Origin of the sequence: Candidatus Devosia phytovorans, assembly GCA_029202405.1 — a bacterium.
In the GTDB taxonomy this organism is placed as follows: domain Bacteria; phylum Pseudomonadota; class Alphaproteobacteria; order Rhizobiales; family Devosiaceae; genus Devosia; species Devosia phytovorans.
Map to the genome: position 1 here is coordinate 2,855,415 of CP119312.1, position 21,270 is coordinate 2,876,684.

Sequence of the window (21,270 nt, forward strand, 5' to 3'; positions counted from 1 at the left end):
ACTACTTCGCTCCCGGCACTGTGTCATACTGCGGCAGGCCATCAGCGATGTCGTAATAGTCACCCTTGTCGGCGACGAAGATATGCTGGGCGAGCCGCGTTCCCGTGGGCTTGTCGAAGGCGCCGAGATTGATGCCGATCCAGTCGGCCGCGGGCGGATCAAAGAACAGCGGCGTGCCACAAGTGGCGCAGAAGCCGCGCCGCACGTTCTCGGAGGAGAAGTACCAGGTTATCGCCGCGTCGCCGGTGATCTCGACGTCAGCCTTGGCGATGTCGACGCCAGCTTCGAAATGACCGGTGTGTTTCCGGCATTTCGAGCAATGGCAGGCGGAGGCCGAGGGCAATGGGCCGTTGACCGTAAATGTCACCGCTCCGCATGCACATGAGCCGCCGGCCATTGCCTGTCTCCGGATTACTTCAGCATTTTTCCTGCCAGCGCATCGGCGATGAGCTTGCGGGTGTTGTCGATGCCATAGAGAGCAGCAAACGAGCCGAAGCGGGGACCGCGTTCCTGGCCGATCAGCACCTGATAGAGCATCTGGAAAAACTCACCGGACACGCCGGGGCCGCCGGTTGGGCTCTTCTTGCTGTGATCCTGATAGCGCTCGACCGTGCGGGCCACGTCGAGGGCCGCGGTCTGGATGGTCTCGTTATCGGCATCGGGTGGCAGCTCGGCGAAGGCGGCCGACAGTGCCTCGAGCGCAGCACGTTCGACTTCGTCGGGCGCGCGATAGGTCTTCTGCACGAAATCGCGGAAATAGCGCATGGCATAGCCGACCAGCGCATCGAGATGCGGATGGGTCTTGGCCGAAACACCGGGCGCATAGGCCGAAATATAGCCCCACATGACTTCGGGGGTTTCCGGATTGGACGCCGTGGCCAGGTTGAGCAGCAGCGCGAAAGTGACCGGCATGTCGATCCTGGGCACATTGCCGTAGTGGACATGGAAGGCCGGATTTTCCAGACGCGCGGCCGTGTCCTGCCGCTCATAGGCCGCGACGAAATTGGCATATTCGTCCACGGCGCGCGGGATGACATCGAAATGCAGGCGCTTGGCAACGCGGGGCTTCTGGAACATGTAGAGGCCCAGGCTTTCCGTGCCGGCATAGGTCAGCCACTCGTCGATGGTCAGACCATTTCCCTTGGACTTGGAAATCTTCTGGCCCTCGGAATCGAGGAAGAGCTCATAGACATAGTGCTCTGGCGGGGTGCCGCCGAGGATGGCGCAGATCTTGTCGTAGATATGTTGGTTGGTTTGGTGGTCCTTGCCGAACATTTCGAAATCGACGCCCAGCGCCGCCCAGCGCATGCCGAAATCGGGCTTCCACTGCAGCTTCACATGGCCACCGGTGACCGGCACGGTTGTGTCGCGGCCGTCCTCGTCCTCGAAGGTCACGGTGCCGTTCCTGGCATCGACTTCCTTCATCGGCACATAGAGCACGCGGCCGGAAATCGGGGAGATCGGTAGGAAGGGCGAATAGGTCGCCTGGCGTTCGGCACCGAGCGAGGGCAGCATGACACCCATGATGTCGTCGTAGCGTTCGGCCGCGAGGCGCAGGACATGGTCGAAATTGCCCGAGCGGTAGTATTCGGTGGCACTGGCGAATTCGTAGTCGAAGCCGAACGTATCGAGGAAGCGGCGCAGCATGGCGTTGTTGTGGTCGCCAAAGCTCGGATATTCATTGGTCCAGGGATCGGGCACCGCCGTCAGCGGCTTTTGCAGATGCGGTTCCATGGCCTCCTTGGAGGGCACGGTATCCGGGATCTTGCGCATGCCGTCGAGATCGTCCGAAAAGCACAGCAGGCGGGTCGGAATCTGGTCGCGCGTCAGCAGGCGGAAGGCCGTGCGCACCATGGTGGTGCGGGCCACTTCGCCGAAAGTGCCGATATGGGGCAGGCCCGAGGGGCCGTAGCCGGTCTCGAACAGGGCCTCGCCCTTGCCCGATTTTTCCAGCCGCTTGACCAGTTTGCGGGCTTCCTCAAACGGCCATGCACGGGCAGTCTGGGCAGCGTCGAAGAACGCAGGGTCAAGAGGGGGAAGGGAAGCGGACGACAAGGGGCTCAGCCTTTCAAAACGGGGAGAAGGCTGTGTGGCATTCCGGGGGGCCTCGCGTCAACGTTTGTGGGGCGCAATGCTTGCCAATCCGGCAAGGCGGGCCTAGCTATCGATTGTCGACGCCAGCAGCGGAAGAGTTTGATGCCCAACACTGCCCATGACGCCCTGATCCATTTGATGCTCGTCGCTGCGTCCTCCGACAGCGCGATGACGGAAAAGGAACTGGCACGCATCCAGGCTCTGATCGGCCGGCTGCCGGTGTTCGAAGGGTTCGACAAGACGCGATTGACGGTGGTGGCCAATGCCTGCGCCGACAAGCTCAATGGGCCGGGCGGGCTCGACCAGGTGCTGGACGATGCCATTGCCGTGCTGCCGGTCAAACTGCAGGACACGGCCTATGCCTGCGCCGTGGAGATTGCAGCGGTCGATCTTTACCTCGAGCAGGAAGAGCTGCGCTTTCTCGAGATGCTGCGCGACAAGCTGGACCTCGACCGGCTGACCACGGCGGCTATCGAGGCAGCGGCGCGGGCGCGACACCGGCGGATGCCAGCCTAGGCCGCCGTCATCTCGCGCAGCAATCGGTAACGACAGAGCCAATAGGCAAAGCCCCCGATGGCTCCGGCGACGGGCATGTACCAGATTTCCAGCAAGATCCCGGGATCGAACAAGCCACCCGCAAAGATGAAGAATGCGGCCAGGGAGACTACGGCACCTGCAGCAACGTGAGCCAGCCATGACTTCTGGTGGAGGTAATGCAGCACCAGCACGCAGCAGACAAATGGTACCGCGGCCAGAACCAGGACCAGCAGGAAGGCTGGGCCGATGATCTCGAAGATATCAAGGATTGCCTGACCAAAATCGGCAAAGCGCCCTTCGGCCAAGGATATTCCGATGAGCAGAACAAGCGCGCCCAAGGTGGCCGCGAGGACAGCCCCCAGATAGCTCAACAAAATGGCGAGCAGCCGCATGATCATCGCTCTCTCCTTCTAGTAAAAGCCGACCGGGAACCACCGCAGATAGAGTTCGTCCAGCGCGCCGTTCTCCTTGAGGCGTACCAGCGCCCAGTCGATGGCATGGCGCATGGGGTCACGGCCGGCGGGCACGGCGATGGCGAGACCTTCGCCGAACAGCTGCGGGCGGAAATAGGCGTCGCCGGCAAAGCCGCAGCAGTCGAGATTGTCGTTGAGCCAGAAGGAGGCGCGCATGGCATCGCCGAAAAAAGCATCGGCAGATCCGTCGCGCATTGCGGCCAGGGCCTCGATTTCGCTGGGGAAGGCGGCGAACGTCGCGCCTGGGAGATAGCGCGCCATGAAGGCCTCATGTGCGCTGCCGGCGCGGACGGCGATGGTCTGGTCATCGAGACGTGCCGCATCGAATGTGCCGATGTCCTCGGCTCTGGTGACGAAGCGGCCCGGCAGGGCCAGATAGGTGGCGGAAAAATCGAAGGTCGCGCCGGTTTCCTCGCTCATGGCGAGGCCGGCGATCAGGGCATCGCCCTGGCTGTCGTTGAGCGCATTGGCGGCCTGTTCCCAGGGCCAGGCCTGGATAGTGCAGGCGACATTGACCTCGGCGCAGATGCGCTTGGCAAGGTCGACATTGAAGCCGATCAACTCGCTGCTGCTGTCGCGGAAGTTGAAGGGCGGGAAATCAGCGGTGGTGAGGAAGCGGATGGCCGGCACCGCCGTGAGACCGGGCGGCACTTCGCGGGCGCTGGGGTCGAAATGATTGGGAAGGGCCTGGGCAAGAGCCGGACCGGCCAGCAGCGCAAGCGCCAGACTGGCCAGTCCCGCTGTCTTTGCCCAGCGCCGAACCATCAGATCTGGTCCAGCCCGTATAGCAGGTCAGCAATCAGGTCGTCCGCATCTTCCAGGCCAACCGACAGGCGCAGCAGGCCAGGGGTGACGCCGGTTTCGAGGCGCACTTCCTCGGTCAGGCGGGCGTGGGTAGTCGTGCGCGGATGGGTGATCAGCGACTTGGCATCGCCCAGATTGTTGGAGATCAGCACCACGGCGAGGCTGTCGGACAGGGTGAAGGCCGCTTCTTGGCCGCCCTTGAGATCGATGGCGAGCAGGGTCGAGCCACGCGACATCTGCCGCTTGGCGAGGTCATATTGCGGATGGCTGGGGTGATGCGGATAGATGACGCGGTTGATCTTGGGGTGGCTGGCGAGTGCTGCCGCCACCTTCTCGGCGCTGTCGGTCATCTGGCGGATACGCAGGGCGTAGGTCTCGAGGCCCTTGAGCAGGACCCAGGCATTGAAGGCGCTCAACGTGGCGCCGGTCTGGCGCAGGAAGGTGTGGACGTCGCCCTCGATCAGCGCCTTGGAACCAAGCACGATGCCACCCAGCACCCTGCCCTGCCCGTCGATATGCTTGGTGGCCGAATAGGTGACGAGATCGGCGCCGAGCTCAAGCGGCTTCTGGTAGAGCGCGGTCGAGAAGACATTATCGACGATAAGCCTGGCGCCATGGGCATGGGCGATCTCGGCCACGGCCTTGATGTCGACCAGTTCGAGCGTCGGATTGGTCGGCGTCTCGATGAAGACCACCTTGGTATTGGGCTTCATGGCGCGGGCAAAGTTTTCCGGATCGCGGCCATCGACCAGTGTCGATTCCACGCCGAAACGCGGCGCGTAATCCTCCACCACGTAGCGGCAGCCACCGAACAGGGCCTGGGCAGCAACGATGTGGTCGCCGGCACGCACCTGGCTCATCACCGCATTGGTGACGGCGGCCATGCCCGAGGCAAAGGCACGGCCAGCTTCGGCGCCTTCGATCAGCGCCATGCGCTCCTGGAACATGTCGACGGTGGGATTGGCGAAGCGGGAATAATTGTGAGCGCCCGGGATCTTGCCCTGAAACAGCAGTTCAGCATGTTCGGAGCTGGGATAGGAATAGCCCGAATTGAGGAAGATGGCTTCGCTGGTCTCGTTGAAGTCCGTGCGCTTGCCCCCGCCATGTACCATCTGGGTCGCGGGATTGCGCCTGGCAGGATCAAGGAGGGGGTTCTTATCTCGGGACATCGGTCACGCCTTCACAACAAAAAACCGGCACGCATATGGCGGCCGGTTCCAATACGGTCTTTAGCATTTGATTTTCCGGGGACCATAACTGATGGCTCCGTAGTGGCTGCAAGCGACCGGCCAAATCACCACTGGGTTTCGATCTAAGGCCAATTGCCAGCCGGCGTCAATTCCCGCTAGGGAATGCCTGAGGGAAACGGATGGGCAGCATGGACAAGCAACAGACCTGGCCACAGGGCGTGTTTCCGGCGCGGCTGATCGAGATGCTGCATCACCAGGGTTCGATCAGCACCAGCACGCCGTTCGATGCCGATCAGGTGCAGCCGGCCAGCCTCGACCTGCGCCTGGGCCATGTGGCCTATCGTGTCCGTTCGAGTTTCCTGCCCGGTCCAAGCCATTCTGTCGCCGAGCGTATCGAGGCGTTGAAACTGCATGAAATCGATCTGACGCATGGTGCAGTGCTGGAGCGCGGCTGCGTCTATCTGGTGCCGCTGCTCGAAAGCCTTGACCTGCCCGACACGGTCAGCGCCTCGGCCAATCCGAAAAGCTCGACCGGCCGACTCGACGTCTTTACCCGTGTCATCGGCGACCGGGCCCGCGGTTTCGACCAGATGCCCAATGGTTATTCAGGGCCGCTCTATCTCGAAATCAGCCCGCGCACATTCCCCATTCTCGCGCGCACCGGCTCGCGCCTCAGCCAGATGCGGTTCCGCTCGGGGGACAATCGCCTGACCATTGCCGAGCACCAGGCGCTGCATCAAAGCGATACGCTGGTGTTCGACAACAGCGTGCCGGTGGGTGAAGGCGTTGCGCTATCCATCGACCTCAAAGGCGCCGGGCGCGACGGGCTGATCGGTTTCCGCTCGCGGCGGCACACGGCTGTGGTCGATGTCGACAAGAAGGCGGCACTCGACGTGCTCGACTTCTGGGACCCGCTGCACAGCCGTGGCCGCGAAGAGCTGATCCTTGACCCGGACGAGTTCTATATTCTGGTCAGTGACGAGGCGGTGCATGTGCCGCCCAGCCATGCCGCCGAAATGGTGCCTTTCGATCCGCTGGTGGGGGAATTCCGCGTGCATTACGCCGGCTTTTTCGACCCCGGCTTTGGCCATTCATCAGCCGGCGGCACGGGCAGCCGTGCGGTGCTCGAAGTGCGCAGCCGCGAGGTGCCGTTCCTGCTCGGTCACGGCCAGACCATCGGCCGGCTGATCTATGAACGGCTCGCCGAAGCGCCTGACCGGCTCTATGGCTCGGCGCTGGGTTCCAATTACCAGGCGCAGACGCTCAAGCTCTCCAAGCATTTCAGGGACTATGTCGGCTAGGAGCGCCTTGACGCCCCCGCCGATTTCACGCATCTAGTCAGCCGCAAGCGGGTGTAGCTCAATGGTAGAGCAGCAGCTTCCCAAGCTGAACACGAGGGTTCGATTCCCTTCACCCGCTCCATTTCCCCAATTTTGCGATTAACCAAAGCGCTGTTTTTGCAGCGTTTTTTTGTTGCTCCACACCCTTCGTCAGGCGCAAGTCCGAAAAACTGTGATACAAACTGCGATACAAACTGTGATACAAGGCGATCAGCAGCATGGCCCGCAGCGCACACAACGACCTCTATCTAATTAAACGTGGGCAAAGCTGGGTGTATCACCGGCGCGTCCCCACTCTGCTCCTAGAAGCTGATGGTAGAGGTCGCTTCGTTAGGCAAGCCCTGGGAACCAGGGACCTCGCAGTAGCGCGAAAGCAGCGCGACCTGCTCGCTGCCGCTGATGACGAACTTTGGTCATCAATGACCCTACAAACCAACTTGGACGGGTCACGAGCAAAGTACGCCGCCGCTCTCAAGCGCGTACGCGCGCTAGGCTTTGGATACGCTACTGCGGACGAGATTGGACGCTCGGCGACTTGGGAAGAGCTATCCAGCCGCCTGGAATCCATCCTCCCCACCACCACGCCGAAAGAAGTTGAACAGGCGGTTCTTGGAACGATCGAGAAACCACGAGCAACCTTCGAAGATGCATTGCGTATCTATACTGAGGGGCCCGGCAAACAAAAACTGGCTAATAAGAGCAAAGATCAGCTCCGGATATGGAAGAACATCCCCAAACGAGCGATCGCCAGATTTCATGAGGTCGTGGGAGAAAAGGCCCTAGCTGATATCGATCGATCGGATGCCGTGCGGTTTTATCGGTACTGGCTGGGCAGAATTGTCCCAGACGACGATGCGGCGGCAATGCACCCCTCTAGCGGCAACCGCGAAATAGGCGAGTTGAGGAAGCTGTATCGCGAGTATTTCAGCTTCGAGCATAACGAAAAGGACCGCCTCAACCCATTTATGCAGCTGAGCTTTGCAGAGGATGGGAGTGATACTCGCCCGCCTTTTCAGACAAGTTGGCTAGCTGATAAATTCCTGAAACCCGGTCCGCTTTCAGGTCTGAACTCGGAAGCCCGTGGTGTTTTGCTTGCCATGATCGAGACGGGCTGCCGACCATCCGAAATATGCAGCCTCACTAAGAATACGATCGTGCTGGACCACGAAACGCCACACATCGCTATTCGGCCCCGTCGCGCCAACGATCGTAAGAACGCCGACTTTGCCGAGCATGGCCCACGTGAGGTTAAGAGCGCCGCTTCTGTCCGTAGCATTCCTCTAGTCGGCGTATCGTTGGCAGTCTTTCAGAAATTTCCTGACGGCTTTTCAAGATACATGGACAAGGCTGGAACGGCTTCGCAAACTATCAACAGCTACCTGGACGAAAATGGGTTACTACCCACACCCGCTCATACACTTTATAGTGTACGCCATACTTTTGAAGATCGAATGAAGACTGCCAAGATCGACTATGAGGTTCGAATGGGCATCTTTGGTCATTCTGTCTCACGGCCCAGCTACGGCGAGGGTGGAGGCCTCGATTGGCAACAGAGCTTGCTGCACGAGATGGCATTGCCGTTCGACCCGACAATCGTGTGACAGACTTATCGCCGCCTACGTTCAAAGAGTGGAAGATCGCCAGACACCTCAGCCGGCACACCCCCCGCATTTGCAAAATCATTGTCGAGAATTGCGTACATCTGGCCTATTGTCTTGTTATTCACCCACCCAGAATATTCTAAGTAATGATCTATTCTGACCGGAGGCCCTGCAGATTCAAGCGATCGTGCAGTGGTCACTTCGGCGCGCCGCGCCTCTCGCCGCGCATAACGAACCTCCTTAAGCAACCGCCCCCGGATATATCTCTGACACTCAGCGCTATTTCCCTTGAGAAGTTCTTGAAGTGCCTCAATTCCACGATTTTTTGCACCTCTCAACTGCACGTTATTAAGCTCTATCTGGCTCAACCTTCCAGGGTCCAGCATTCCTTTCTTGAACTTAGAGCTAAACCGAAGACTGAATACCTGGAGGCTATGGCTAGCGTTCATCGCGGCTAACGCAGCAAGTACATAGCTGTCGCATTCCATAAATTCGGCAACATCAGGCACCAAAATCGCAAGCTTATCTCTTGAGATCGGCTCAATTGCGCTTCGGAGAACTGGACGCTCGGAGTTCATGGTTTCCTGAAAGACGACTATTTTCCCGATCGTGTTTCGGTGAGCAAACTTGTCTTTAGTGCCTCGGAAGTCGCCTCCGAAAGCGGTCTCCCCTGGCTTAACACAGTCAACGAATTCGGCGACCTCGATTAGCTGCTGGAAGTCTCTATCTCTCCTGAGCTTCAGGGTGTCGTAAGGCTGATAACAAACAAGCGGCGCATCCAAGCCCTGACCCATTCCAAAACTCCCGGCAAACAACGGGAGAGCACTCGAAACTCATTAAAATCTTATCCAATAAAGTCCTGAAACTGGCCGTTTTTTCTGCGCGACAGTCCTTAGCCTCGGCTCATTCAGAAGTCGCAGGTCGTCGATGTCGCCACGCCGTTTCAAACCACGCTCGGTCCATCAGGTAGAGATCTATCTCGATCGACTGGCTTTGGCTGCGCGTCGTGCGGACGACAAAGAACTCCGCCGCCTGCTGCCCATCTTCACCCGGCTGAACTCTGAGCTGGTCGCCGCCGCCGCTGAAGAAGAATTGGTGGAAGCGATCTTGAAACGCCCTCTTCGTCCTGAGCGCACCGTGCCCGAGTGAGGGAGGCACGAACGGCGCCGCGGGCTTTCTTCTCCTGGCAAATGCGGGCCAGTCGGTTCCCACGCACTCCTCAACCGCCACAACCTCCAATTTGTTCATCTGAACCTCAATCCAAAAAAGACAGAAGGATCACTAATGATTTCGACCAAAGGAAAAAGCACCAAGCGGCTCTTTATCATCGTCGGCATGAAGGGCGGCACCGGAAAATCGACGACGGCAGTCTTGCTGGCCTTCATTTTGCGCAGCCTCGGTTTTGAGGTGGCGGTCTATGACGGCGACGCAGCGGTTAGCACCACGTATCTGACTCTTCGCGAAGCTCTTGTGCCCGAAGAAGATCAGAGTCCGGTCCATGGTGCGGTCCGCTACGACATGCGCAATCCTGACGAGGCCAATACGCTCCTGCTCTCCCTCGACGCGGGAACCAACGCCGTGATTCACGACCTGCCCGGCGGCACCATCGGCGACATCGACGAGCTGTTTCGCACTGACTTCTCGGACGGCCTCTCCGAGATCACGGGCTTTGCCGGCTCGCTGGGCTACGAGATCGTCGTTGTTCATCTGATTACCCCGGACCGCGCCAATCCGGCGAGTATGCAGGGCTTCATGAATGGTTTTGGAGCGGAAGCGAAGTACGTCGCTGTTCTCAACCGCGGGCTTTTGCGCAAGGGCGAAACGTTTGACACTTGGCTCAATAGCACCGAACGCACTGACTTCCTCGATCTCAATGGCACCGAAATTGAAATGCCAGCAATTCCTGGGCCGTTGCACAAGTTCGGGCTTGCGGGGTTGATCAACCCCGATAGCCTCGATCGTTACCAGCAGCATTTGCAGAACCTGTTCGTGCGCGAGCTGAACAAGCAGCTCGGGTTGATCCTGGAGATGCTCGAATGAAGTTTCGCGAGTTTTATTCCGCCTGCATGGACTTAGGGTTGACCGATGACGAGGCGTTGGAACAGGTCCGCAAAGCCGGTATCGCGGACCTTGAAACCGACGACCCTTACCTCATCGCATTCTTGACGGAGGGCTTGTTGCTGCGCGCAGGCAAGATCAATCAGAGTGCGGCAGACCGGTTCGAAAATCTTGGTGAGGGCTATGCCGCTAAGGTTGCAGGCCAGGTCCAGCCCTTGCTTAATCAGGCTGCGCGGATTGCCGCGGAAGGAGCACTCCTATCGTCCAAGCACACTGTACGGCGCCTCTGTATCGGCCTCGTGTTTGCTTGTCTCGCTGCAGCTGTGGGGTTCTTGACTGGGGCCCTTTCAGCCAAAGAATTGGAGAATCCGCTCCTGGCTCTGGGGGATAGCAGCGAATTTCATCAGTGGTCTGAGATCATTCGCCTTAATCCTCGGCTGCCGGAGATCGCCGAGATCTGCATGTCTGACACAAAATATCAGGCGACCACCACCACCGGCACCTTTTGCAGGGTGCAAGAATTGTACATCAAGAGGGTAGATCGGGTTGAACCCAACTGGGCGCACTTGCGCCGCTTCCTTTGGGTTGGCTGGGTGGCTTTGGGCGCAACTTTGACGGCTGCGGTTCTGGCTATGCCTAAGGTTGTGCGTTCTATTCTGGTCTTGGTGCGAGGAGGCGACGCCGATGCTTAGGCCGATCGTCTTCGTTCGATATCGCAGCGCTGCGATCGTGTGCGACCTGTTTGAAGGATTTGGGCTTGCGTGTCGTTGTGTCTGCCGCACTTTCGCCAGCTCGGTCTCGCCTCTCTTCACGGAAATATTGGCTCAGCGTGCTTTCACTGATTGGGCGACCGTACTGTTCGAAAGTAGCGGCTACTCTGCTCGCGGTATGCTCGATCAGTTGGCGCTCAATCTCTTCGAAATTGTCCGCAACGAGCGCACGCAGCGATTTCTGACGAGTGGCTTCAACGTTTCGAAGCGCAGCAAGCCTCTTGGCAAGCGTATCTTTGGGTTGCTTTTTTACCACCTTCATCCTGTCTTTGCGTCCGCGCGCCTCGGTAATCACAGCCTATTGCGGTTGATCGAAAATGGCAAAATCTGATCCCCGCATATCGATTGCCCCGAGCCTTAACGCGGTTGCCGAAGCACAAGCGTTGGACTTGGGGATCACCAAAAAGGAGCTGATAGAGGCGGCTCTCAGGTTCTATCTTAAAAACTCAGCCATGACGGCTGAGCTTCGTGAACTCGCCGCCTATCAAGCAAAACAGACCCTGCAGTTAAGTAGCGATCTTCGTGTAATTGCAAAGTACATAGTCGACCGTCATTCCATCGACCTCGACGAAGGAAATTAATTTGTTTACGTGTAGCCCGATGCCATCGATAGATTACTATCTGGATGGGCGTGAGGGCAGCTCACTCAATTACTACGCCGAGGCCAATTCGACCGCAGCCTGGTGGACAAGCAATGACGTAGAAACTGAATATTTCGGCTGCACCGACGGACAAGAGGTGGATGAGGAGACATTTCGCCGCTTATGTTCAGGAGAGTTGCTCGATGGCAGCATGGTCAATCACCACAACCGCGTGCGTCGCCCCGGTTATGATCTTCACTTTGCGCCCCCCAAATCCGTTTCGGTGCTAGCTCTCCTTTCGTCGCCCGAAGACCAAAGAATAATTATCAACGCTCACGACGCTGCAGTGCGTCGTGCTCTCGACTACGTGTTTCACAACTCGCTTTTGCATGCCCGGCGTGGCCATGCTGGCAGAGAGACCGAGACGGCCCGAGCATATGTGGCAGCGATCTTCCGCGAATTGACTTCGCGCGCCGACGACCCTCAACTGCATTCACATTGTGTGGTCCCAAACATCGCAATGCGACAAGACGGGACCGTCGGCGCGTTAAACAATGAGCAGGCCTTAGATTACCAACATCTGATCGGTGCGATGTACCGCGCCGAGCTGGCTCATGGCTTAAAGCGTGCGGGATATAAGTTGGTCCGTCGAAAGCGGCACTTTGAGATCGCAGGCATCCCCACAACGGTTCTTCGAGAGTTTTCCCAGCGTCGCGAAGCGATTGAGGCCGCAGCCCTAAAGGCAGGTATCGATCTCAAGGATCGAGCCGCTATGCAGCGTATTACCCTCGCGACGCGTCCGGACAAGGAGCACAGCGGGAATGACGCAAGGCTTCAGTGGCAGGAAAGGCTGAAGTCATTGTCGTTCGATTTGTCTGATGTTGCGAGGGTTACGCCTTCGGATTGCGTTACCGTTGACTCCAGCTCACTCGCAGACCAGGCCGTGAGTAGCGCATTTGAGAATTCTGCAGTTTTGCAGCGCTCAAAAATGCTGGCGTCGGTTGCCGAAGGCCTTCAGTGCGAACTCAATGCCGACGCCATAGAAGCACTGATTAGCAAGCAGTTGCCATCGCTTGTGGAAGAGATCAGCGCCCGATCACAGTCCAGCGCCGAGAGGGAGTATTCCACCCGCACAAATATCGGAGATGAAAAGTACATCGTTCGGTCGGCAATCGCTGGGATGGGAACGGTTTCTGAGACGAGCGAACAGTTGATTGCCAAGGCTTTGGCTAGCCGGCCATCTCTGTCTCAAGAGCAAATTGACGCCATTCGGCACGGTCTGAATAGTGACCGCGTTTGTCTAGTGGAGGGTTCAGCCGGAGCTGGAAAGTCTTTCGGGCTAAGCGCTGTCGCTGAGGTTGCGAACGCTGGGGGGAAGATTGTGTATGCCCTTGGCCCGTCCTGGTCAGCAACAAAGACAATCGGACGCGACACCGGCACAGACGCAAAAAGAACCCTAACGCTGCAGGGATTTTTGCTCAGGACCGAGTCCGGGAAGATAGAACTTAACGACGATTGCTTCATCATTCTGGACGAAGCGGGCATGGTATCCACAAAAGACATGGCGCGGCTTCTGCGGTTAGTCGATAGCGCAGGAGCTAAACTTGTTTTGTCTGGTGATACAGAACAATTACCGCCGGTTTCGGCGGGGGCACCGTTGGCGATACTTTCTCGCGCTGTTGGTTCCTCAAAAATGCGGCAAATACGTCGTCAGGTGGTGCCTTGGCAGCGTGCTGCGAGCATGCAGTTCGCCAAGGGCCTCACTGCCGACGCCCTCGAAACCTACAATGAACGCGGTCACATCGATTGGGCAGGCAGCCGCGAAGAAGCAATTCAGGCTCTGGCCGACCGCTATATCGCCGACAAACTTTGGGATCAGGCGAACACAATTATGCCTCCCCCTACATGCCTTGTCATTGCAGCGTGGAACGAGGACGTGCTCGAGCTCAATCGGGCGATACGAGAGCGGCTTAGGTGGAGCGACTTCATCTCAGAACGCGAGATCATGATCGGCACGGCTGTCAGAAACCGAGATGAGGGGCGCATGGAGTCAGCAACACTCGCCCTTACGACGGGCGACCGCGTTGTCTTTGGCGAAACAGTTGTCCTGCCGTCGCGGACCATCAACAATGCAGACACGGCCACAATAATTGATGCAACCGCTGACAATCTGCGCGTCAAATTCGATGACGGACAGATCGTGGCGGTCAGTATCGTCAATCTCGTTGGCACTCGCCAGCCCGACGAGCCGAAAGCACCAATGATCAAGCATGCTTTCTGCGTCACGACAAATTTCGCCCAGGGTCTGACTGTTGACCGGGCATATGTCGCAGCCATTCGATCCACGAACCGAGAAAGCATGTACGTGGGCATGACTCGACACCGTCATGCCGTCCAGTTGTTCGTTGACTTGAGCAACTTCCCTGCTCCGAAGCCGCCTAAAGCAAGCTTCCCCAAGTTCTTATCCAAGGAAGCACGTTCGCAGATCAACTCTGCGGCCACGCTGACTGCGCAAAAGAAAAATTTTATGAGCCGATGCGCCGCTCCGGCTAAGAAGCGTAATGCGTGCGACTCTGAAGCGGATTTGATGGATTGGTCGGCACTGACCATCGACGAAGCCAGCGCAGCCCCAAATCCAATGGAGCAATTCATGCAGCGCCGGGAGAGGCAGCGCCTCGCCGATGGTGCAAGAAATTGGACGCCACGCACGGAAGCGGGGGTACCAAGTGGGCTCTATGCTCAGATCAGGAATGACCTACCGCGACCAATTGCCAACACTCTCACTGAAGCGCGAGCGTGGATAAATTTGATCCGTCAAAAAATCAGCACCTATATAGCTCGAGCCGCCGAAATTCTCGCTTCCCGTTACTTGAACAAAATCGGTAAGACGGAAAAGAACACAGCGACAGCAAAGCCAAGCACCACAAAACCTACAACTCCCACAAGTACGGATCCTGAACCTTGACGCGAGCCAATTGATACCGGTTGAACGCACAGAGTCGGAGGCGATCTAGATTTTCACGTGGCTGTCTGGACCCTATATCGCAGTCAATGAACGCTTCGACCTTTTAAGCGTATGCTGTCGATTTGAAGATTTGGGACGTAGATATCGCGCTGCTCGAAATCCTTCGACAGCTGGACCAGGCTATCTATCCCAGCCCACCGTGGGCGAACTCGTCGCCGCGACCGGTGCAATGGACAAAGTCTCCCACCTCGGCCGCCAACGCTGGGATGGTTCGGAGGTCATATCCCGATGCGGATGTCTGCGGGTCGTCAGCTTTCAGAAAATCTTGCCAACAACCGGGCCAGCGGGAATTGGATCGGCAGCGCTCTGGCAGCTACGCGCCCCTTTCGAGACATTCGGGCCGTCCCTGCGATTTCCTGAAAGCTGCCATTCAGCTTGATGCATTCGGGCGTCGGGCCGTGCTGAATTAGGGATCGACATGGCCGAGATCGGCAGTTGGACGTAAGCCAGATATTCCGAACAATCCGAGCGCGGCTGTGGGGCGCACGAAACTAATCCACAGTAACCTTCGCTAGTGAATGCACCCAATCCACACCGTCCCAAGTCGCCTTTCAGCTGCGGCCTTTACGGCCTCGGAGCAGCCGTCAGATACCACTAGGCCAAACGGGCTCATCAAGGGTTCCGGGAACCCATAATCATCAACCTTCCCTACAGGATTACTGCCTGAAAGCGCGTGACGCATGCTAGCCCAAAGGGTCCATGCCAGTTCAATCTCGCCCTCTTGTCCGTCGTAGACGGTGCTCGCGGGCACAGTCTTTGAGATGATCCCCAGTTCTTCAAGAAGCATCGTTGCAACCAAGTGCGCGGCACAATCTGCCAGTTGGATTCCCGCGACCAATCTTGAATCGCAACCGTAGGTGATAACCGCACCAGAAGGCATTTCGGCATTTGTTCGCTTCATTCCTTCGTCCAGATAAATTGCCGAGATGTGAGTGTCTGGTGGAACGTCGACGCTGGATAAGAGCGTGGCAAGATGCGCCGCGAGTATCGCTCGCTCCGCGATAGGGCAAACGGCCAATGCGATCTTGCAGTGACGCAGGATGAGTTGAAGGCGTTGTCGCAATTCCTGGGCGGCCGGATTGTCACGCATCGCCATGTTGCTTTTGAACTCGTCGCGACAAGGATCGAAGCCGCAAGCCAACAGGCCTTGAACGACTTGTTCCTGGACGTCGGCGTCGGAGCACACCGCAGCTAAAACGATGAAGTCTCCACGATCATGGATGCTCTCATCCACGAAAATATTTAGGCCGGAGGCGATTTTGCGTGCCCGCCTCAAAATACGCGATAGCCCACACGAGCACCGCAACGATAGCCGTCGGGGGACTTGTGTTCATTCAGTGTGAGAGACTGGGTCTTTCGGGTGAATACCTTCTGGCAGTACGGGCATTGGACTTTGTATGTTTGTTCAAAACCGCTCCAGCCTCGCAACGCCGTTAACCTCGGAGGTGATGTCCGAATCGACCTTGTCGCGTGGCGAACTCCGTCTTTGAAGGGCCTGCCAAAATACGCTCTGCGCGCCTCCTCGCCGGCCTTTGACAGTTCAATTTCAAACTGGGGCTCGAAAGTCTCGTCGAGGACGGACAGCGCTTCAACATCGGTGTTCACAAAAGTCTTGATGCTGGGTCCGCGCGTCCTGTCCCATGCATAAAAGTATTCCCGCGCCGGCTTTCCTTGTGCCTTCTTGTAGGAAAGGGAATACGGCTCGATTACCCGCTCGACCCCATGGTAGCGGATCTTCATAAGTTTCCTGGTCGCGCCGGCATCCATGATAAGATTGCGGTGTTCTGGGCCGTAGTAAAGCTGCTCTCCCCGCTCGCCGGTGCCAATCTCACCAAACAGCTGCTCGATGGCATCCTTGAACCCTTCGGTCGCGCGGCTGAAATCGAAGCGCGTCGCTTTTGGACACTTGATGTACTTGTCCCAAACGCCGCCGAAAAATGTCATGGGAATGCCAAGCAATATGCTTTTGGCTGCGGCCGGGCTGGCACTGAAAATGGTCTTGTTCAGGAACGTGCGCAGCACCAGTCCGCGGTCTAAGTCGATCGAACGGTCGATGAACGTCGAATAGACCAGATCAAATAGGTCGTGGGAGTGACGGCGTTGGATGAGGCACTTCAGTTTGCTGGCAATTACCTCCTCTAGCGCCATACATGTGATCTCGGCCGAACAAGCTTCTGCGTCCGAGTACGGATGGATAAGTTTGCGGCGGGTAGGAGGCAGATGAAGGCGATCGAAATCGGTCACATCAACTTTGACACTGATAGTGAGGTCGTCTTGTGCGCCGAAAAAGTCGGTAAAGTAGACCCGCCCCTTGTAAGAATGGCGCGTACGATCCACCATCGGACCAAGCTCAAAGGTGTTTCGGTCAATCAGAAATTCCACGCCGCATGCTGCCTGCGCATTGAGACAAGCGTTGTTGATTTCAATTGCCGTCAACTCGGCATCGACTGCATCACTAACAGAGAAGTCCAAGTCGGCCGAGAACCGTGTATCGGGATAGTAGGCTTTGCGCAGGCAATTTCCGCCTTTGAACACTAGGCGAGCACGTAAATACTCATTTTCGTAAATTGATTTTAGAAGCCATCCGAAGACGTAATCGCGTTCGACATTTGGATGATGAATGTCAAACTCAAGTGCCTTGGCCTTTATTTCATTCGGGCTGATCATTCGAAGATCATACTTATTCTTAGGCACCCCTGTCGAGACGTGAGGGCGCGACTTCCACCAAGGAGTATGGAGCGACTTCACGCTGCTTTGCATCAGCGCTTGGCCTTTCGGTGCGCTTCGCGCCCCATTCCAGTCGTTCAGGTAACTGTTGCCCGTTCCCAAAAAGCGGTCATTCGACAGCGGACAAGACCGGTGCCCATGTTAGGGTGGGAGGCGGACTGGCAAGATAGCCTTATCCGGCCGTGGACGGCATCCGCGAGTCGCAGTCTCACTAATTGCCCATTCTTTTTACTGCGCAGGCGCTAACGCGAGCATCCGCTCACACTCCGCCACAACGTACTCTGGGATGCTCTCGAATTTATGTGGGTTGAGCTGCATCACATACTCGTTCTCGATGTGATAAGCCTCGTTGATGAACTTGCGTATCACGTCGTCATCATGGTCGGCATTGATGATCCGAAACAGTTGTATCTTTTCATACCCGACTGTGGTCGCGTGAAACTTGGCCTTAATGGCATCCGCGTTGGTGATTTCGGCTACGAGCGCATCGTAGTCGAAGTCGGGAATGAAAGCCGCCTTGATGCTCGACACTGCGGTGTTCTTTTCCTCGACAGTCATGTCACGAGTGGTGGAACCAGACTGAATGGTCGGCGTCGCCCGACCTTTGAATAGGCTTGCCAGCAGATTGTATTCCAACTCGGTGTCGTCATGCAGTTCGAAGTGGCGCCGTAGGTAAATTGCTTTGCAAATGCTGTCATTGAGGGCAGCGACATTGTCGGCACAGATCTTTGCGAAGGTTTGTATGTCATGCCGTTCGATCGGCACTTCGCTTACGACGCCTGCCCGAGATGAAAGGAAGTTTGCCGAGGGCGAGGCGCCCTGGAAAACCGCACTAGTGCTTTTGATCACGTCGATTGCTGGTTCGATGTCGTGGGTGAGCAAAAGGGTTGTTCGCCCGCGCAAACTGGCCTTGCCACGAAAAAGCTCATGAAGAATGGCGAACTTTTTATTCTTGTCGAATGACGAGATTGGGTCGTCCAATACGACCAAGTCTGGCTTTTCGCTCAGTACTTGGTACATGAAAAGGACCAGCGCAAACGCATTCTTCTCACCGTAGCTAAGGTGTCGCGTGGCGGCTTCGATGTGACTGGCAAGATCCTGGTGAACTAGCTTCATCTTGTAAGATTCGGGCTCTGGCACAATCTCAACGGTGTATTTGTAACCCGCTGATTTCAAAAACCCGTTTATGCTCGACTGGTTCTCGTCGATAGCCTTTTTGATGCGAGCCTTATGTCGATTAATCTTACCTTTCAGGTTGCCGACTTTGGCGATCAGCACGTCGAGTTGCTGATTGATGGGATCGACCGTCTTTCGCGTCTCTTCGGAATCGAGCTTATCCATAAGCTCCAAGTCGATTTTCAAGGGCGTCAGTCTATCGGCCACTTCTTCGACGTCGCGCAAGGAAAAGAATGACATGGAGCGCAGACCTTCAAGCTTTTCGATAAGGGCATCGATGTCCGCCTTAAGACCAGTAAGGAAACTGTGCTCCTGTGCAGTAAGCTCGACCTTCGCTTTTGTAACTTTATCCAGGTTTTCACGGCACTTGTCGCTGAAGTAAGTTCCCAACCTATTGATAATTGCACGCAGGGCGCTGAGGTGGCCAACGGCGGTAGCGTCGTATTCCTTCTCAACTGCAAGAGCCACATCCTTGCTTCCAGCCTCGTCGAGTGGCGAAGCGCAGTATGGGCACGCGTCCCCCAACTGCAAAAACTCATTTCCCTTGATCTGCCAGTTGATCCACTTCGCGGGCTCCTGGCTTTTGATGAAGGTCTCAAACGGCTTAAGCGCAGCCGGAATATTTTCAAGTTTGTTGCCTGAGCCAAAAGCCTTATGGATCTTGCTCGACTTCGGTATGGCGCCACTTTTGCTTGGCTTGCCGAAGGCGTCACGGAGCTCTTTCAGGTCCGAGATAACCTGCCCGATTGCCTCGTTGTCGGAAAACGCCTGCCGGATACCAGCCAGCAGCTCGTCGATCTCGGCCATTTCGGCCAAATATTCAGGCGTCCTAATAAAAACCTCGAAGCTGTTTTTCAAAACTTCGTCTTTTTGAAACACAAATTGCTGGATGTAATCGTCATCGAAAACGAGCGCTGACGTGAGCGCATCCGTGCCTTCGACACGAGGAGAAGGCGCATCAGCTTTCCCTCGCCCCTTGAACTGAGCGAGATTTTCTAGGCTCCCGTCCCCGCGAATTTGACTGACGATGGCGCGCGCAATCGTGCTTTTGCCGATTCCGTTGGGGCCATACTTTATGTTGAGGGCACCCTCCCTCAATCCAATTTCAGCACGGTCTACGCTGTTGCAGTTTGTAATTAGGACGGCGATGTCCGGCATAATGTCCCCCAATTAGACGCGGACGTATTATGCAATCAATTCTAGCGCTGCCTCAAAGATCTAAACCCACTATTCCCAAGAATCTTGTCTGCGTAACATAGGGCCCAAGCGCAAACAGCAGGGGCCCATTGTAGTGGCAAGGTATGGAGAAGATGAGTTGTTGTTCTATTCGAAGGGCGACAGCTTCGGCGCGCGGAGAGTTCAAGAGCAGGCTGTGAAGGACGGCGTTGCTGGCATGTCTGAAAACCAAATCCTCAACAGCTCAATGGAGGATTTGGTCAACTTTATCTACGACAAGTTCATCATCAATGTCCCTGTGCTGGACCTCGAACATGCTGAGGTTTCACAAAATGAAAGCCAGGTGATGGTCCAAAGTTGGCGAACCGAACAGCCGATTGCCATGCCGGGCACAGTCGTCACCTTGGAAGTGCCTTATGAAGGAGACGAGATCCTGTTCTATATCAGGGCTTCAACATGGGGGATGAACCCGCCTCGGGCCCTCATTAGTAAGAGCCATGTCATACTTCGGCAGAGCGGCACCGAACTTAGCGGTGAGCAGGTACAGGCAGCATTCGATCAAACGATCGCCAGCATTGAAGAAAATCTTGCCCGCTTGCGATCTGACTTTGACGAGTTCAATGGCCGGCTAAAAAGCGTGGCACGGGAGCTGATCGAAGCGCGCAAAGTGAAATTGCTTGCAAACCAAAATCTCGTGGCCGGCCTTAATTTCAAGCTTAAGGAACGGCCCGGAGCCGCCAAAGCATATTCTGCCCCGATGCAACGGCGAAAGATTGAGCCTCGGCTCCCAGCCGTGGCGGCGAAGGGGTTCAAACCGGAGCCAGTTCTGCGCGAAGAGGACTATCAGCATATCCTCAAGATTATCCATGACATGACCTTGGTCATAGAGCGGAGCCCATCATCCTTTGCAACCATGGGGGAGGAGGATATCAGGCAGCATTTTCTCGTGCAGCTCAACGGGCAATACGAGGGAAAGGCTACTGGCGAGACCTTCAATGCAGCAGGTAAGACCGACATCCTAGTGCGCGATGAAGGGCGTAATATCTTCATCGCTGAATGCAAATTCTGGCGAGGTGATAAAAGTTATACCGATACTATCGACCAGCTGCTGGGCTATCTCTCCTGGCGCGACACTAAGACCGCGATCGTAATTTTCAACCGCAATAAGGACACGACCAGTGTCCTGGCAAAAATCAGAACGCTCACAGAGGCCCATGCATTATGCAAGACCGGGCCAAAGATCGAGGGCGAGACTAGGTTCCGATATGTATTCGGCCAGCCAAACGACACCAGCCGGGAAACGATCTTGACTGTTATGGTCTTCGACGTTCCGACCACCTCAACCGACGCGGGATAAGCGAGCGGATAATGTCGGACGCCTATTTACAGGGGATCTTGCGCCGGCTGCGGGTTGATACAGGACCCTACTCACCGGTTCGAAACGTGCAAGCAAAGCGATCGCTTTCGCTGCAGTATGCTTCTCCTGACCTATCAGTCATGACCCAGGCAACTTGGCAAAGTTGCCGCCATCCACCTGGTGACCCAGAAACCGGCCAGTATCTTCCAGCACCAAAGCACCCATCGGCACCGCCTCGCGGACAATGGCTCCTTACGGTAATGCAGCGCCAGAAGCAGTCTGACTGCTACCGGCCCCCAATCGGCCAATGGCGTCTGGCGCGATCTCCTGCCTACTCTTGCGGAGCCCGACCGAAAGCTTA

20 protein-coding genes and 1 tRNA gene are annotated in these 21,270 nt (G+C 56.7%); 11 read left to right on the forward strand and 10 right to left on the reverse strand.

The features are described 5' to 3' along the window. Window position 1: 1 nt before the first annotated feature. On the reverse strand, window positions 2-397 hold the full coding sequence (locus P0Y65_14145; protein WEK03329.1) for a GFA family protein: 396 nt from the start codon (window positions 395-397) through the stop codon (window positions 2-4). Between the two features lie 14 nt (window positions 398-411). After that, window positions 412-2,055, reverse strand: a complete 1,644-nt coding sequence (locus tag P0Y65_14150; GenBank protein ID WEK03330.1) for a lysine--tRNA ligase — start codon at window positions 2,053-2,055, stop codon at window positions 412-414. A gap of 141 nt (window positions 2,056-2,196) precedes the next feature. Here P0Y65_14150 and P0Y65_14155 point away from each other — a divergent pair, with 141 nt between their 5' ends. Next, window positions 2,197-2,610 (forward strand): tellurite resistance TerB family protein, encoded by a 414-nt coding sequence (locus tag P0Y65_14155; protein WEK03331.1) that lies wholly within the window; start codon window positions 2,197-2,199, stop codon window positions 2,608-2,610. On the opposite strand, the gene P0Y65_14160 is transcribed toward P0Y65_14155, so the two are convergent. From P0Y65_14160 to metZ, 3 genes are read right to left on the reverse strand one after another with little or no spacing between them, the layout of a single operon-like run. Next, window positions 2,607-3,023: a hypothetical protein gene (locus P0Y65_14160; protein WEK03332.1), complete on the reverse strand. Its 417-nt coding sequence runs from the start codon at window positions 3,021-3,023 to the stop codon at window positions 2,607-2,609. The genes P0Y65_14155 and P0Y65_14160 overlap by 4 nt on opposite strands. A gap of 18 nt (window positions 3,024-3,041) precedes the next feature. Further along, window positions 3,042-3,869, reverse strand: a complete 828-nt coding sequence (locus P0Y65_14165; GenBank protein WEK03333.1) for a transporter substrate-binding domain-containing protein — start codon at window positions 3,867-3,869, stop codon at window positions 3,042-3,044. Next, window positions 3,869-5,077 carry an O-succinylhomoserine sulfhydrylase gene (gene metZ / locus P0Y65_14170; protein ID WEK03334.1) on the reverse strand — a complete coding sequence of 403 codons (1,209 nt, stop codon included), beginning with the start codon at window positions 5,075-5,077 and terminating at the stop codon, window positions 3,869-3,871. The genes P0Y65_14165 and metZ overlap by 1 nt, the downstream gene beginning before the upstream one ends. A gap of 209 nt (window positions 5,078-5,286) precedes the next feature. On the opposite strand from metZ, the gene P0Y65_14175 reads away from it, so the two are divergent. Together P0Y65_14175 and P0Y65_14180 are read left to right on the forward strand one after the other, a co-directional pair. Next, a complete protein-coding gene (locus P0Y65_14175; protein ID WEK03335.1) occupies window positions 5,287-6,399 on the forward strand; it encodes a 2'-deoxycytidine 5'-triphosphate deaminase in 1,113 nt (370 codons plus the stop codon). 47 nt (window positions 6,400-6,446) lie between these two features. Next, window positions 6,447-6,520: transfer RNA gene (locus P0Y65_14180), tRNA-Gly, on the forward strand. On the opposite strand, the gene P0Y65_14185 is transcribed toward P0Y65_14180, so the two are convergent. Continuing rightward, window positions 6,509-6,658 (reverse strand): hypothetical protein, encoded by a 150-nt coding sequence (locus P0Y65_14185; GenBank protein WEK03336.1) that lies wholly within the window; start codon window positions 6,656-6,658, stop codon window positions 6,509-6,511. The genes P0Y65_14180 and P0Y65_14185 overlap by 12 nt on opposite strands. On the opposite strand from P0Y65_14185, the gene P0Y65_14190 reads away from it, so the two are divergent. Beyond that, window positions 6,657-8,039 (forward strand): integrase, encoded by a 1,383-nt coding sequence (locus tag P0Y65_14190; GenBank protein ID WEK03337.1) that lies wholly within the window; start codon window positions 6,657-6,659, stop codon window positions 8,037-8,039. The genes P0Y65_14185 and P0Y65_14190 overlap by 2 nt on opposite strands. A gap of 5 nt (window positions 8,040-8,044) precedes the next feature. Here the strand turns inward: P0Y65_14190 and P0Y65_14195 are convergent, their stop codons facing one another. Then, on the reverse strand, window positions 8,045-8,833 hold the full coding sequence (locus P0Y65_14195) for a hypothetical protein (GenBank protein WEK03338.1): 789 nt from the start codon (window positions 8,831-8,833) through the stop codon (window positions 8,045-8,047). Between the two features lie 133 nt (window positions 8,834-8,966). On the opposite strand from P0Y65_14195, the gene P0Y65_14200 reads away from it, so the two are divergent. From P0Y65_14200 to mobF, 6 genes are all read left to right on the forward strand, one after another. Next, window positions 8,967-9,188 carry a hypothetical protein gene (locus P0Y65_14200; protein ID WEK03339.1) on the forward strand — a complete coding sequence of 74 codons (222 nt, stop codon included), beginning with the start codon at window positions 8,967-8,969 and terminating at the stop codon, window positions 9,186-9,188. Between the two features lie 135 nt (window positions 9,189-9,323). After that, complete coding sequence (locus tag P0Y65_14205; protein ID WEK03340.1) at window positions 9,324-10,079, forward strand: P-loop NTPase; 756 nt, start codon at window positions 9,324-9,326, stop codon at window positions 10,077-10,079. Further along, window positions 10,076-10,789 carry a hypothetical protein gene (locus tag P0Y65_14210; protein ID WEK03341.1) on the forward strand — a complete coding sequence of 238 codons (714 nt, stop codon included), beginning with the start codon at window positions 10,076-10,078 and terminating at the stop codon, window positions 10,787-10,789. The genes P0Y65_14205 and P0Y65_14210 overlap by 4 nt, the downstream gene beginning before the upstream one ends. Further along, window positions 10,782-11,198 (forward strand): hypothetical protein, encoded by a 417-nt coding sequence (locus P0Y65_14215; protein WEK03342.1) that lies wholly within the window; start codon window positions 10,782-10,784, stop codon window positions 11,196-11,198. The genes P0Y65_14210 and P0Y65_14215 overlap by 8 nt, the downstream gene beginning before the upstream one ends. Beyond that, on the forward strand, window positions 11,185-11,448 hold the full coding sequence (locus tag P0Y65_14220) for a hypothetical protein (GenBank protein WEK03343.1): 264 nt from the start codon (window positions 11,185-11,187) through the stop codon (window positions 11,446-11,448). Before P0Y65_14215 ends, P0Y65_14220 begins: the two co-directional genes overlap by 14 nt. Before the next feature lie 19 nt (window positions 11,449-11,467). After that, window positions 11,468-14,413: a MobF family relaxase gene (gene mobF / locus P0Y65_14225; protein WEK03344.1), complete on the forward strand. Its 2,946-nt coding sequence runs from the start codon at window positions 11,468-11,470 to the stop codon at window positions 14,411-14,413. Window positions 14,414-14,984: 571 nt separating this feature from the next. Here the strand turns inward: mobF and P0Y65_14230 are convergent. From P0Y65_14230 to P0Y65_14240, 3 genes are all read right to left on the reverse strand, one after another. Beyond that, entirely contained in the window at window positions 14,985-15,707 is a 723-nt protein-coding gene (locus P0Y65_14230; GenBank protein ID WEK03345.1) for a hypothetical protein, read from the reverse strand. A gap of 38 nt (window positions 15,708-15,745) precedes the next feature. Next, window positions 15,746-17,140 (reverse strand): nucleotidyl transferase AbiEii/AbiGii toxin family protein, encoded by a 1,395-nt coding sequence (locus P0Y65_14235; protein WEK03346.1) that lies wholly within the window; start codon window positions 17,138-17,140, stop codon window positions 15,746-15,748. 288 nt (window positions 17,141-17,428) lie between these two features. Then, window positions 17,429-19,534, reverse strand: coding sequence for an AAA family ATPase (locus P0Y65_14240; protein ID WEK03347.1), 2,106 nt, complete (start codon window positions 19,532-19,534; stop codon window positions 17,429-17,431). Between the two features lie 157 nt (window positions 19,535-19,691). On the opposite strand from P0Y65_14240, the gene P0Y65_14245 reads away from it, so the two are divergent. Continuing rightward, window positions 19,692-20,909, forward strand: a complete 1,218-nt coding sequence (locus P0Y65_14245) for a hypothetical protein (GenBank protein WEK03348.1) — start codon at window positions 19,692-19,694, stop codon at window positions 20,907-20,909. Window positions 20,910-21,270: the final 361 nt, after the last annotated feature.

What these genes read in the sequence shown, in the direction of transcription:
- P0Y65_14145 (WEK03329.1), bottom strand. Translation starts at nt 397, where the DNA reads ATGGCCGGCGGCTCATGTGCATGCGGAGCGGTGACATTTACGGTCAAC.
- P0Y65_14155 (WEK03331.1), top strand. Translation starts at nt 2,197, where the DNA reads ATGCCCAACACTGCCCATGACGCCCTGATCCATTTGATGCTCGTCGCT.
- P0Y65_14160 (WEK03332.1), bottom strand. Translation starts at nt 3,023, where the DNA reads ATGCGGCTGCTCGCCATTTTGTTGAGCTATCTGGGGGCTGTCCTCGCG.
- P0Y65_14165 (WEK03333.1), bottom strand. Translation starts at nt 3,869, where the DNA reads ATGGTTCGGCGCTGGGCAAAGACAGCGGGACTGGCCAGTCTGGCGCTT.
- metZ (WEK03334.1), bottom strand. Translation starts at nt 5,077, where the DNA reads ATGTCCCGAGATAAGAACCCCCTCCTTGATCCTGCCAGGCGCAATCCC.
- P0Y65_14175 (WEK03335.1), top strand. Translation starts at nt 5,287, where the DNA reads ATGGACAAGCAACAGACCTGGCCACAGGGCGTGTTTCCGGCGCGGCTG.
- P0Y65_14190 (WEK03337.1), top strand. Translation starts at nt 6,657, where the DNA reads ATGGCCCGCAGCGCACACAACGACCTCTATCTAATTAAACGTGGGCAA.
- P0Y65_14185 (WEK03336.1), bottom strand. Translation starts at nt 6,658, where the DNA reads ATGCTGCTGATCGCCTTGTATCACAGTTTGTATCGCAGTTTGTATCAC.
- P0Y65_14195 (WEK03338.1), bottom strand. Translation starts at nt 8,833, where the DNA reads ATGGGTCAGGGCTTGGATGCGCCGCTTGTTTGTTATCAGCCTTACGAC.
- P0Y65_14200 (WEK03339.1), top strand. Translation starts at nt 8,967, where the DNA reads ATGTCGCCACGCCGTTTCAAACCACGCTCGGTCCATCAGGTAGAGATC.
- P0Y65_14205 (WEK03340.1), top strand. Translation starts at nt 9,324, where the DNA reads ATGATTTCGACCAAAGGAAAAAGCACCAAGCGGCTCTTTATCATCGTC.
- P0Y65_14210 (WEK03341.1), top strand. Translation starts at nt 10,076, where the DNA reads ATGAAGTTTCGCGAGTTTTATTCCGCCTGCATGGACTTAGGGTTGACC.
- P0Y65_14215 (WEK03342.1), top strand. Translation starts at nt 10,782, where the DNA reads ATGCTTAGGCCGATCGTCTTCGTTCGATATCGCAGCGCTGCGATCGTG.
- P0Y65_14220 (WEK03343.1), top strand. Translation starts at nt 11,185, where the DNA reads ATGGCAAAATCTGATCCCCGCATATCGATTGCCCCGAGCCTTAACGCG.
- mobF (WEK03344.1), top strand. Translation starts at nt 11,468, where the DNA reads ATGCCATCGATAGATTACTATCTGGATGGGCGTGAGGGCAGCTCACTC.
- P0Y65_14235 (WEK03346.1), bottom strand. Translation starts at nt 17,140, where the DNA reads ATGATCAGCCCGAATGAAATAAAGGCCAAGGCACTTGAGTTTGACATT.
- P0Y65_14240 (WEK03347.1), bottom strand. Translation starts at nt 19,534, where the DNA reads ATGCCGGACATCGCCGTCCTAATTACAAACTGCAACAGCGTAGACCGT.